The 13686-nt window shown below is 30.6% G+C and carries 11 protein-coding genes and 1 pseudogene; 1 reads left to right on the plus strand and 11 read right to left on the minus strand.

The window, feature by feature from the left end; genetic code table 11:
- Positions 1-97: 97 nt before the first annotated feature.
- The 5 genes from ACVHXK_RS04260 to uxaC form a co-directional block, all read right to left on the minus strand.
- Entirely contained in the window at positions 98-427 is a 330-nt protein-coding gene (locus ACVHXK_RS04260; RefSeq protein ID WP_461205126.1) for a hypothetical protein, read from the minus strand.
- Positions 428-584: 157 nt separating this feature from the next.
- Positions 585-1523 (minus strand): AEC family transporter, encoded by a 939-nt coding sequence (locus tag ACVHXK_RS04265; protein WP_461205127.1) that lies wholly within the window; start codon positions 1521-1523, stop codon positions 585-587.
- Positions 1524-1735: 212 nt separating this feature from the next.
- Positions 1736-3337, minus strand: coding sequence for a mannitol dehydrogenase family protein (locus ACVHXK_RS04270; protein ID WP_461205128.1), 1602 nt, complete (start codon positions 3335-3337; stop codon positions 1736-1738).
- Positions 3337-4413 (minus strand): mannonate dehydratase, encoded by a 1077-nt coding sequence (gene uxuA / locus ACVHXK_RS04275; RefSeq protein WP_461205129.1) that lies wholly within the window; start codon positions 4411-4413, stop codon positions 3337-3339. The genes ACVHXK_RS04270 and uxuA overlap by 1 nt, the downstream gene beginning before the upstream one ends.
- A gap of 46 nt (positions 4414-4459) precedes the next feature.
- Positions 4460-5866, minus strand: a complete 1407-nt coding sequence (gene uxaC / locus ACVHXK_RS04280; RefSeq protein WP_461205130.1) for a glucuronate isomerase — start codon at positions 5864-5866, stop codon at positions 4460-4462.
- Between the two features lie 127 nt (positions 5867-5993).
- Between uxaC and ACVHXK_RS04285 the strand changes: the two genes are divergently transcribed.
- Positions 5994-6857, plus strand: coding sequence for an AraC family transcriptional regulator (locus ACVHXK_RS04285; RefSeq protein WP_461205131.1), 864 nt, complete (start codon positions 5994-5996; stop codon positions 6855-6857).
- A 23-nt stretch (positions 6858-6880) separates the two neighbouring features.
- On the opposite strand, the pseudogene ACVHXK_RS04290 reads toward ACVHXK_RS04285, so the two are convergent.
- The 6 genes and pseudogenes from ACVHXK_RS04290 to ACVHXK_RS04315 form a co-directional block, all read right to left on the minus strand.
- Positions 6881-7006: pseudogene (locus ACVHXK_RS04290) on the minus strand (cupin domain-containing protein); the annotation flags it as partial.
- Between the two features lie 24 nt (positions 7007-7030).
- Positions 7031-8167, minus strand: a complete 1137-nt coding sequence (locus ACVHXK_RS04295; RefSeq protein WP_461205132.1) for a glycoside hydrolase family 88 protein — start codon at positions 8165-8167, stop codon at positions 7031-7033.
- A gap of 19 nt (positions 8168-8186) precedes the next feature.
- The gene (locus ACVHXK_RS04300) at positions 8187-10196 is read right to left on the minus strand and encodes an alginate lyase family protein (protein ID WP_461205133.1); all 2010 of its coding nucleotides are present in this window, start codon (positions 10194-10196) and stop codon (positions 8187-8189) included.
- A 55-nt stretch (positions 10197-10251) separates the two neighbouring features.
- A complete protein-coding gene (locus ACVHXK_RS04305) occupies positions 10252-11109 on the minus strand; it encodes an HAD family hydrolase (protein ID WP_461205134.1) in 858 nt (285 codons plus the stop codon).
- Between the two features lies 1 nt (position 11110).
- The gene (locus tag ACVHXK_RS04310; RefSeq protein WP_461205135.1) at positions 11111-12826 is read right to left on the minus strand and encodes a glycoside hydrolase family 3 protein; all 1716 of its coding nucleotides are present in this window, start codon (positions 12824-12826) and stop codon (positions 11111-11113) included.
- Positions 12826-13671 (minus strand): carbohydrate ABC transporter permease, encoded by an 846-nt coding sequence (locus ACVHXK_RS04315; protein ID WP_461205136.1) that lies wholly within the window; start codon positions 13669-13671, stop codon positions 12826-12828. Before ACVHXK_RS04315 ends, ACVHXK_RS04310 begins: the two co-directional genes overlap by 1 nt.
- Between the last annotated feature and the right edge of the window lie 15 nt (positions 13672-13686).

The raw sequence follows: 13686 nt of genomic DNA on the forward strand, positions 1-13686 counted from the left end.
GATACTCCGTATTTTAACAGGAGGATATTTATTTTTCAACACTTAAAAAGTCTTAATATAGGAATGCTGTGCATTGTTTATTGTGCATTAAATAACACTATCGTATACTCAAATAAGTTTGAAGATTGTCTTTCATCTTATGAGCTTGTTCTCTATCTTTTTCTTTTATAAAATATCTATTACCATCTACAAGGGTTGAATAATTTGTGAAGCTATTATTTTTTAAATAATCATTAAGCTCACTCACTTCTTCATTCTGTCCAAGCAAAACTTTATCTCCTATATAATCACCATTGACAAAAACTCTATAACTATCGTGGATTTCTTTCGTAGGTTCTTCTTTTTCATATATAGACCCAATTATTGCTCCAGGAAAAGCTTCTGTAAACTCAGTAGCATCTATAATTATTTTTTTATCTCTTTTCATAAAATCAGCTCCTTAGACTAATTTAACATAATTTTTTACTTATCCATAACTCCTTAAACTATGAAGTTTTGTACACGTATAAATTAAGTTTTAGTATAGTTTATATTTACTGATTCTAGTTTTCCCCTTCTTTATCTTATTATTCTATAGTTTATTCCTATTTTACAAGTACAAAAATTATATATATTACTATACATACACAAGTATTTAAAACAACTACACTATTAGCTAACTTTTCATAATCTTTCTCATTACTATATTTGCTCATCATTATAGGTAAAGAAAGAGGTCCTGGTAATATCAAAAATGTAAAATATGCATAATCAAAAAGTACATCATTTATAATAATCTTGTCCAATACAAAGAATTTAAACAAATATCCTACTGAAAAAACAATTATATATCTAATAATCACGTATATTACACTTTTCTTAATATGTTCTTTTTCAAATTTAAGTCCGTAACCAACTATTACAAATATAATTGGATTTGCTATAATTGACATATACTCAATACTTCCTATAATTCCTTTTAAAATAAAATTACTCTCAAAAATACTAGATAATCCTAAAATGTTAATAATCAAGCCCGTTACAACTGCTACTATCAAAGGTGATTTTAATAAATTCTTAAAAGTATCTAGGGTAAATTTATCTTTTTTCAACATAACTTTCATTAAGTTAATATATATAATCCATACAAACAGCTCATGTCCTACACCCAATATAACTATCTTATTCAAATTTTCTATACCAAAAATAGTCCCATAAAGGGGTATCCCAAGAAGTCCAAAAGAAAAACAAGTTGTTATAAAAGGAAGTATTGATTCTTTTACTAATCCCAATTTATTTATTAAATAACCTACAAAAAATAATAAACAATTAAGTATGATTATTGCTATAGTTAAATTTAAATATTCAATTTCAAGATCCATCCTTAAAAATGTCAAAAACAAAACTGCTGGAAGTGCACAATCTAAAATAATTTTCATCAAATCTTTTATTGTGTTCTCTGATAAATAATTTTTAACTCTTATAAGATATCCTAAAGCTATTACTAATATTATAGGTAAAATTTTTGCTACGATTTCATTCAATTTATCTAAACCCCTCTTTTTTTTGTTTTTAGCTATGTTTTATAGTGTTTAATATATCTTTGCTATTATATCATTATTTAACTGGTTTTTTATTATTATAATATTATTATTATAATATTATTATTTTAAATAAAATCGCAAATATTTAATCTTTAACTTAAAAAAATACGGTAGAAATATTTGTCCCTACACAAAATTTTCTACCGTTCTTTTTATATTAAAAATTCTTCAATTGTCTTTCTAACAGCTCCAGTGCCTTGTATCATTTTAACAAATATATTTTCAATCTTTACTCCAAGACCTATCTTATACATGTTAACTCCAAATATTTCTTCATTTGAAAGAATATCAGATATATCTACCTTAGTGTCACCCATATTAACCTTATCCATTATCTTTTTAAGTGTATCTATCATAGGGTCAGGGCTTAAAGTCATTTCATTGCCTTCATCATCTAATTCCATCAAATATCTGCACCAACTAGCTATTGCAAGAGGAATTCCTACAAGATTAGCCGGATCTAATTTTTCATCCTTAATATAAGATTTTATAGTCTCTCCGAATCTTATGGCTACTTTCTGTGATGTATCTGTAGCTATTCTTTGAGGTGTATCCGGTATATATGGGTTTGCAAATCTTTCTTGTACAACTTCATCAATAAATTTCTTCGGACTCAATACTTTAGGGTCTATAACTACAGGCAATCCTTCATCGTAACCTATTTTATCTACAAGTCTTTTCAGTGTTTCATCCTTCATTTCATCGGCAATTAAAGTATGCCCAAGCAGACAACCTGTTACTGCTAATGCAGTATGCAATGGGTTTAGACACGTTGTTACCTTCATAGTTTCTACATTATTTACTGTATCTCTATCTGTAAATATAATGCCTGACTCTTCAAGTTTAGGTCTACCATTTGGAAATTTATCTTCTATTACTAAATACTCGCAAACTTCTGTATTAACAAAAGGTGCCATGTAAGTATTTTTATTCGTTATAACTATATCTATATCTTCAAGACCATCCTTTTCTAATGCTTCCTTTACTACAGTAGCAGGTCTTGGAGTTATTTTATCTATCATAGATAGAGGGAATGTTATATTTTCCTCATCTTTAATATATTCAATAAATCCATCTTCTACAAATCCTCTCTTATTCCACTCATTTGCAATAGAGAATACAGCTTCTTTAACTTTATCACCATTATGTGAGCAGTTATCCATACTTACTAATGCCATTGGATATCCGCCAGCTAAGTATCTTTTATAAACTAGAGCCGTTACTACACTCATAGCGTGAGTAGGTAAGCTAGGTCCATTTTCTAAATCTTTTTTTACAAAAGAGAGGAACTCTCCCGAGAAATCTTTTAGAGCGTAACCTTTCTCTGTAATTGTAAAACTAGCCATTTGCAAACTAGGATTTTCAAAGGCAGATACAAGTCTATTGTAATCTCCATTATCTATCTTAGTAGTTATACCTTCTACAATACTTGCAACAACCTCTTTATCAAAGCTACCATCACTATTCATAAGAACAACTAAAGCTAAGTTATCATGAGGCTCATATACTTTTTCAATAACTTCATAATCAAAAGTTTCTACAGCTATTATTCCTGTATGGGCTATCCCTTTGTTAAGAAGATTTTGATGAGCTCTAGCTACAAAGCCTCTAAATATATTACCTGCTCCAAAGTGAACCCAAGTAGGATTTTCTTTTGTATTAGCTTTTACTTTATCATAATCAAACTCTGGAAGAGCAATTCCAGCCGCTTGCCATGCTTCAACATTTTTTAATTCATTTAGATTTAATTTCATTATTTGTTTTTCTCCTTTTCAAGAGTATCCCATATTCCTAAAATATACATTACACCAAGTGCTCTATCATAAAGTCCATATCCTGGTCTACAATTTTTCTCTTCACCCCATAGGTGTCTACCATGATCTGGTCTAGCATATCCTTCAAAACCCATTTCATGATAAGCTTTAACTACTTCTACAATATCAACATTTCCATCACAAGCTCTATGAGAAGTTTCTATAAAGTCCCCATTTTTAAAAACTTTTACATTTCTTATATGTGCAAAATGTATTCTATCTCCAAATTCTCTAATTATAGCAGGTATATCATTATTAAGATTTGGACCTAGTGAACCAGTACATAATGTAAGTCCATTATACGGGCTATCTACAAGATCTAAAAATTTCTTAATATGATCTCTACTTCTTATAACTCTAGGAAGCCCAAATATAGGCCATGGTGGATCATCCGGATGTATTGCCATTTTAATATCCTCTTCTTCACACACTGGAATTATTCTTTCAAGAAAATATTTTAAATTTTCAAGAAGTATATCTTCTGTTACTCCACTATATTTTTCAAATAATTCTTCAAGATGCGCTAATCTTTCTGGCTCCCAACCTGGCATTGTCTTTTCTCCTGCACCTTCAAGTATTCTGTCTACAACAGATTGAGGTGAAACTCCTTCAACTAAACTTTTTTCATAAAATAAAGCATTTGAACCATCTTCCGCTTCTTTATATAAATCAGTTCTAGTCCAATCAAAAACAGGCATGAAATTGTAGCATATTACCTTAACTCCAACCTTTGCAAGTTTTCTTATTGTATCTATATAGATGTCTATGTACTTATCTCTTGATGGAAGTCCAAGTTTAATGTCATCATGTACATTAACACTTTCTACAACTGCAGGACTAAGTCCTTTGGCAGCTAATTGATCTGCTACTTCTTGAATTCTTTCCATTTCCCACACTTCACCAGCTACCTTATCATGAAGTGACCAAACAGCTCCCATAACTCCTGGTATTTGTCTTATATGGTCTAAGGTTATATCATCATTTCCTTCACCATACCAACGCCAAGTCATTTTCATTTTTTTCATCTCCTTATTTAATACTTTGTTCACAGTTCATAAAATTTTAAAGGTTTATACCAAAATAGTCTTTTGCATTATTGAAACAAATGCCTTTTATTATCATTTCTAAAGTAGTGTTATCATCTGGGAATTCACCATTCTCTACCCACTCACCAACCATATTACATAAAATCCTTCTAAAATATTCGTGCCTTGTATAAGATAAAAAGCTTCTAGAATCTGTAAGCATACCTATAAATCTTCCTAAAACCCCAAGGTTAGCTAAAGCTCTCATTTGTGTTTCCATTCCATCCTTATTATCATTAAACCACCATGCAGTTCCAAATTGAATTTTACCTGTGATTCCACCTCCAGCAAAATTACCTGCCATAGTTCCTAACACTTGATTGTCTTTAGGATTCAATGTATATAATATAGTTTTAGGAAGACAATTACATACATCTAGAGAATCAAGAAGCCTAGATAATTTTTCTGCAATAGAATAATCATTGATAGAATCAAATCCACTATCAGCACCTATATCATTGAACATTCTAGTATTATTATTTCTAAGTGCTCCTATATGAATTTGCATGGTCCATCCTAATTTTGAATAAATCTTCCCAAGTATATTCATAGTGTATGTTTTAAATTTTTCTTCTTCTATTATATCCACTGTTCCACCATTTAACGCTTTGCTAAATATATATTTAACCTCATCTATTGTTCCTTTTTTATAGAAAACATATCCTAATGAGTGGTCTGATATTCTGCATCCTCTTTCATGAAAATATAAAGCTCTTTCTTCTAGTTGCTTAATGAATTCATCGTAAGATTCAATGTTTATTCCAGAAACCTCAGATAGTTTTGATACCCATTCTTTAAAAATAGGATTATTTATTTCTAAAGCTTTATCAGGTCTAAAAGTAGGTAAGACCTTAGTTTCAAAATCATTAAGAGCTGCAATTTTTTCGTGATACAGGAGGGTATCTGTAGGATCATCTGTTGTACAAATTCCTTTTACTTTAGATTTTTTTATGATCCCTCTTGCAGTAAAATCTTCTTTTTGTAATATTTTATTGGCTTTATCCCATATAATTTTTGCATTTTCTTTGCAAAGAATTTCATCGATATCAAAATACCTTTGCAGCTCTAAATGTGTCCAACTATATAAAGGATTTCCTATAAGATATGGCATAGTCTCAGCCCAAGCTTCAAACTTTTCATAATCACTTCTATTTCCAGTAATATAGTCCTCACTTATACCATTACCTCTCATAGCCCTCCATTTATAATGGTCACCATAAAGCCAAGCTTCAGTTATATTGGTGAATTTTTTATCTTCCAATATATCTTTAGGAGCTAAGTGACAATGATAATCAAAGATAGGCATATCCTTAGCAAATCGGTTAAACAATTCAATTGCTTTATCATTATTCAGTAAAAAATTATCATCCATAAACTTACTCATAAAATATCACCTCTTATGTAAATGGTATCATAGAAAACTTTGACTTATTTGTTTAAAACATTGCAAATATTGCTGTATAATATATATATAATTTCATAACTGCCCTATAAAAAGCGAGGATAACTTTATGACAAACTATTCTTCAATCCAACATATTAATAATAACTTATGGTTTCATCATAGCGTTGATAAGCCACCTTTTGAATATTCTACTCATATCCATGACGGCTACGAAATATATTATTTAATTTCAGGAGATGTAACTTCCTATATAGAAGGAATAAGTTACTCTCTTTGTAAAAATGATATTTTACTTATTAACAACAAGGAGCTCCATAGACTATATATAAATTCTCACACTATTTACGAAAGAAAAGTTTTACATTTTAAACCTGAAATTTTGAACATTATAGAATCTAATACATACAATTTATTGTCATGTTTTGAAAACAGAACCTTAGGTCATAATAATTTACTTAAATCCGATGCTGAAACTTTGAAAGAAATTGATTTTATACTAAATCAAGTCGAAAAATATAGTAAAGTTACCTCACAACAAAATCAACTACTTATAAAAACATATGTTATACAATTACTTATAATTTTAAACAATATTTATTCCAAACAAGAATCAAGCCCAGATTTTATTATTCATAATGAACTTACATCAAATATTTTGAATTATATAAATAAAAACCTAAGTTCAAAAATAACACTAGATACACTTCAAGAAAAATTCTTTCTCAATAAGTATTACCTTAGTCATTATTTTAAAGCCAATACAGGATTTACTTTGATAGAATACTTAACATATAAAAGAATAATGAAATCCAAGGAACTTATTTTGAAAAATATACCTATAAACCAGCTTTACAAAACTTTGGGCTTTAATGACTACTCAAATTTCTACAAGTCATTTAAAAAAATAACTGGATTATCTCCACGTCAGTATAAAAAAAATAAACAAGAAATAAAAGAGACTAGCCTGTAGCTAGCCTCTTATTTTAAAAAATCTTATCTCTGTGGTGTGAATACATCAACTAACATAGAATCATTCTCCAATGTTACAAGTCCATGTTCTACATTCTCAGGAATATATACAGTATCTCCAGCTTTAATAACTTGTTTTACTCCGTCTAACTCAAATTCAAAACTATCTTTGGACTAAAATATATTATTTTTCCACCCAAGCAACTTGGCAATACACTCTACATAAAAATAGTCACCATAAATCAATGATACATTCACATTTTGATTAGCTGGCCTATGTCCTGTTCCTTCAAGTAACAACCCTTCATAATCCATATTATCAAAAGTTGAATATTTACTAGTTAATGCAAATATTATTTTTTCTGCTTTTTCCCGGTAAATTCTACCTTCTTCTTTTGGAAGATGTTTTGCAATTTCTAACATTCCAGAAGCAGCACAAGAAGCAGCTGAAGTATCTTTAGGTTCTCCATCAAGGTCATTTACTCTAAAGTCCCAACAAGGTACATAATCATCACCCAAAGCAGCTAAAAAGTAATTTGCTACTTTCTGTGCTGCCCTTAAATACTTTATTTCTCCTGTATATTTATAAACATTTGCCATTCCATATAATGCCCAAGCCTGTCCTCTGCTCCATGCTGAATCCGGTCCATATCCTTGGCCTCCAAGAGCTTCTATGAAGTCTCCACTTTCAGGGTCAAAGCTTGTTATATGACAAACTGAACCATCTTCTCTAATAAAGTATTTTAATACTGTGTCAGCATGAGCTTTCGCAATATGTTTAAATCTTGGGTCTTTAAATTCTTCTGCAGCCCAAAACAATAAGGAAATATTCATTGAAGAATCGATAATAGACCAACCTATTTTATCTTGATTCCATGCACGTAAAAAATTACCTGCTATATTAAATCTACCAGCTAAGAAATTAGCTGCTTCTAATCCTCTTCTTTTACCATCCAAGTCACCTGTAAGCTTATATTTTATAATTCCTGTAGGTAAAAACTGAAAGCCCACATCGTGATGAAGATTTGACTCTTTAACAAAACATTGCTCTATACGCTCATCATAATCCCAAGCAGCCTTACGAAAAGCTTCATCTTTTGACATATCATAAATAATCCATAGAATTCCTGGCCAAAAACCAGAAGTCCACCAATCAAGTTTCATATCATCATAGACACCGTCAAAGGAAACATGTGGTGACTTACCTTTTGAGTTAGCTATCATTACATCAGTTTTTTCAATAATAGCTTGCCATATATCACCTAATGATTCTTCAAATTCGTCAAATTTCATAGTTTTAAAATCCTTCATACTATCATATCCTTTCAAATTAGCATATAACTTCAATTTCATCTGAAATTTTTACAGTATATTCTTTTGAATCAATTACAACATTAATTACAATATGTTTTCCATCATTAAAGTAATCCAAAACATCTACTTTTTTAATTTTTTTAGCTTCTTCTGGAATTAAAAGAGTTACCATATCCATTGGCAAGCTTTCTTTTATCCAATACCTAGCTACTTTTGCCTTCCGTTTACTACCATATTTATCGGATAGCCAACTCTCAAATACTTCCCCTTTAACTTTTGATGTAACTAGAGGAATAACTTGAATATTTGCTTTATTTTCATCATTACTTCTTGCTATTAAGCTCTTTGAGAACAATTCAACTTCATTACTATTAAAGTGCCAAAACTGTTCAATATCGTGTTCATCTTGTCCTAGTAATGTATCTACAACGACAAAGAACTCATCATTAATTGATATAAGTTTTCTTCTATGCGTAACTTGATCTTCCAAACGTTGGTATCCATAATGCTCTGCATCTATCAAAGAATACTTATTCGTAACTTTAAAATTATTTAATTTATATTTAGGAACTTCCTTAAAACTCATCCTATGCTCATATTCAGCTTGGTCACAGCCATCTACGGTTATTGTATTATGTGCATTAGTTCCTTTTAGATATCTTCTATCCGTACACTCATTGTAAGTAAAAATCCCAACATCCGTTAAAAGACTATACCCATACGCAAAAATATCAAAGCTTAATAAATCTGCATGAGGATGACCATGAACTAAGGGTCCACAGTGAAACATTGTATATAAGGCATCGTCATCCCAATTGCTTCGAATACAGTAGTAACCGCCATTATTAAATGCTCTTTTTTCCTGCAACCCAATTAGTAATTCTAAATTTTCAGTTTTCTTTTTATTATCATTAATCTTAGAAACAAACCAACTAAGTTTTTCATCAACCTCTGCAAAGGCTTTTAGCTCATTTAGATGAAATAAAAAATAACCAAATGCCGCCATATAGTTTCTAGATATTTTAGGAATAACATCTGAATCGCCTATAGGTGTACAGGAACCATCCGGCCTATATGTGTACATTGAAAATTGGAACATTTTCTTAACCCTCTCCTTATAGCTATCGCTTAAGGAGTATCCATTAATTTCTGCAAATAAAATAGGCTTTGCAAATAACATAACTGTAAGATTATGATAAGCTGGTACTGCTTCAATATGAATTCCATCCTCATATATCTGCTCTTCTGCACAAGCTTCTAATGTTGTTTTAGCTATATCTATCCACTCTTTAGATTCAAGAATTTCTGGGAAAAATATAGCTCCATATAATAATCCTTCCATATGCATTATGGTGTGATTATGATTAAGAATACAAATATGCTCTGCTAGTTGATTGCAATGCTCATAAACAAGCTTAATAAACATTGTATTAAGTCTCGGTGTCCAATAGGGTGAATCTTGAAACATATAATATGCTTGTATAAAATACACCATTCTCCTACTAACTTCCAAAGAACGCCAACCTGAATAATCCCAAAAATGTTCTTTGCCGTCATTTGGACATGGGCATTTTTCATACCAATCACTTAGTAGTTCAATAAACCCTTTAGTATACTTTTCATCATCGGTATACCAATAAGCTTTTGCCAAATCCAAAAACCATTCTTGTATGTTAATAGAAAAAAGACCTTCACGGTCTCCATTTGGAGTTACATGCCAATTAATCTCATCTCCAACAAAAACAAATGGATTCTCTATTGAATTACCTCTTAGTATAAATTTATGCTCAAGAGCCATATCAGCCTTATACAGAATTTCTTCTATTTCTTTTTTATATTTTTTTTTGTTTTCGGTGACTATTCTATGCTTATCTTTCTTATCAAAAAAAAATGTTGTTTTTTCTCTATTGCGGTAGTAATCTAATAATAACTCTTCTGCTTTGGCCATATTATCATTTGAAATTGCTAATTCAAATCCATTCCCAATTATTTTAACATCAATTTTATTTACAATTTCTTTAAACATACTAATTTAAATCATCACCTTAATCACTTATTTTAGATATACTGTCCTTGTTATATTACCCTTTAGGTGTTAAAACCTTTATGAATTCTTGGGCTAATTTATTTTGATAGACTCCCTCATATTCTTTACTTATAAATTTATTTAATGCTTCATCAAAAAAACGCTTCCATGATTGACTTTCTCTGCCAGGGATAATTGGATAATAAAGTATATTATTAGCTTTGGCTGCCTCATAATCTCCCGGTGCATCTCCAATCATAAGTACTTGAGTATTTTCGTATTTATCTTCTTTTGCTATCCTTATGCAGTCCTTTTTTGATCCCATCTCTTGTCCAGCCATCACCTTAACATATCTGTCTAAACCAAGGTGCTGCCATTCATCCTCTATAGCTTCTGCATTAGCTGATGAAACAACAATAATATCTGCATATTTTGTGGCTAATTCTAAGCTTTCTTTAACATAAGAAAAAGAGGGTTGCTCTTTATCTAAAAGAGCAATACTAGCATTGACGGCTTTTGACCATATCAATGCCTTTTTAAGTGCCTCATCTTTGCAACAATTATATTCTTCCTCTAAAGCTTCATTAGATAAACGCTCCGAATTTTCAGCCCATTCTTTTAATTTTACAAAATTGGGTATCAATATATTTGTAAAGTGTTTTTCTTGTAATAATTCTAACGCTTTTACTAAACCTTTAAATCTATTAATACCTCTATAAAGAGAGTATAGATTGACATAATTCCACACTTCTATAGCCTCTTCTTTAATCTCTTCTAGTCCCCAAACCTCAATCATTTTTGGTCCAAAACACTCTACGTGTTTTACTTCCATTGTATTTATTGCACATCCATCTGAGTCAACACATAATAGGAATTCCTTTTCTTTTTTTAATGTTTTTAATTCATCATTCATTCTAGCATCGTCCTTTAAGTTGATATTCTACTGGCCATTCTCCTTCAGGATTAACATCTCCAAATAATACACCTGCCGTTGCTTCGATGTTATCTGGAGAAGTAGCAAAGGTTATTACAACATTTTCTACATTTTCTGGTATAGATATTTCTTCATATGGTGTATTTGTTACTACAATAATTTTTTTAGATTTATCTTTTGAAAGTTCATTGATAAATTCACTATTACACAATTTGCCTCGTATAAAGTAATTAGTAATTACAATAGTATCAAATTCTTTTACTTGTTCCATAATACGTGTTTTATCATCTTCATCATATGTGTACGCAGTTTCAATATAAGATAAATTTTTATTGTACTTTAAGCAATTCTTATAAAGAATACCAGGATGCCATGTATAGCTATTATAGCTTTTTACCATTTGCTCAATTATTAGAATATTTTGCTCAGAACTTAATGGAAGTATGTCATCTTGCTGTCTTGCTATTAAAACAGATTTTCTAGCCACTTGTTTTGATAATTTAATAATTCGTTCATCATTAATTATTTCTTCTGGTTTTGAATTATTATAATTAGATTGTTGAAATAGTCCGTATTCATATTTTAAATTCAACACTCTATAAACTTTTTTATTTAACTCTTCTTCGCTTATTCTACCTTGTTCTACAAACATTTTAATTGTATTAAAAGTTTCTTCAACCAATTCGTTTTCTGCTTTCATAAGAACAAGGTCTGCACCTGCTTCAAGTGCCATAGCACAAGCATTTGCAACTCCATATCTAGTTGCTATTGCACCCATAGTCATGCTATCAGTTGTTATAACACCTTCAAATCCTAGTTCATTTCTAAGTAAATCAGTAATTATTTTTTTAGACACCGTTGCAATATCCTCTTCGTCTAAAGCCGGAAAAATACTGTGTGCAATCATAATAGAAGGCAACAATCCTTTTTCAATAAGGATTTTATATGGTAATAATTCTCTTTCAAGCATTGTTTCTTTATCAACATCGATAACAGGCAACTGGAAATGAGCATCTATAGGCGAATCCCCTCTACCAGGGAAATGCTTACCCGTTGCAATTATTTTTTCTTCTTTATAACCTTTGCAAGATTCTATTGAATATTCAATAACATCTTCAACCCTATCAGAATAGGCTCTAGTATAAATTTCAGGGTTTCGTGGATCAACATTAATATCTAAAACAGGCGAATGTAGCCAATTGAACCCTACTGATTTACTCTGTTTTGAAACAGCTTTTGCTACTTCATAAGCCAGTTTTTTATCACCTGTTGCACGAAGTCCCATTGGTTTTGGAAATATATTGACACCCCCAAAGAAGAAATCAGCACTTGTGCCTCCTTCTTGATCATAAGAAAAGTGAAGTGGAATACCTAAAGGACGTTCCAATGCCATATCCTGAAGTTCATTTAATATTTTCTTATATTCTGATGCTGTACAATTTGGTGCATTTACACCTTTTTTATAACCTGTTTTACGCTCAACATTTACAATTACTTTCCCAGTTTTAGGATCTGTATAATTGCCAAAAGATCTATGCTCTGGTGACAATCTAAGACCACCGCAATGATACTTTGTGATATATTCGTGTATATGAGGTTTTACTATTGTTCCTGAAAATCCTAATGTTAGCATTGCTCCTATTTTTTGATTCAGTGACATTTTTGAAATAAGTTTTTTGATACTTTCTGTCTCCATTACCCTTTTACAGCTCCTTCTGATAAACCTGATATAAATGTTTTATTTGCAAATATATAGACAATCAACATTGGTATAATGGCAAGTGATGCACCTGCAAGCATAATGTTCCATTCTATAGCAGCCTCTGTTCCATATTTTAATGAAACAACTCCAACTGTTAATGGTCTAAGATTAGGATTAGTCATTGTAAAAATAGATGAGTGAATATAATTATTCCAAGCTCCTCTAAAACTAAATAACCCTACAACCCCAAGTATTGGTTTAATCAACGGCAATATTATTTGCCAGTATATTCTAAAGAATCCAGCACCATCAATTGTAGCGCTCTCATCTAATTCTTTTGGAACTCCTTGAACAAAACGAGATACTAAGAAAATGTTAAAATTCATATTAGCACCAATTAGTATTAATATTATTGGCAATAATGAATTTTGTAATCCTAGTTTTACAAATAACAAATATAAAGGTTTTAAAGTTACTGTTCCTACAGATATAAACATAGTTCCAAGCAAAACACCCATAAATAGTTTTTTACCTGGAAAATCTTTTCTAGCAACACAATATCCTGTCATAGATGACACAATGATTGAACCAACAGTCACACCTACTGCAATGATAATACTGTTTAATGAATATCTTGCAAAGTTAAATCTCTTTAGTGCAATAACATAATTATCAAAAACCCATTTTTTAGGGATTATCGTCCCTCCAAGTGTTACTTCTGCATTTGTTTTAAAAGCCCCTAATATTGCGTAAAATACAGGGAAAACTGTTGCAATACAAAGTAAAATAAGCACTACATACATTAAAGCATAAAGCATTTTTGTCTTTTTATTTTTCATAGATTGTTCTCCCCC

The organism is Clostridium sp. DL1XJH146 (assembly GCF_054819755.1).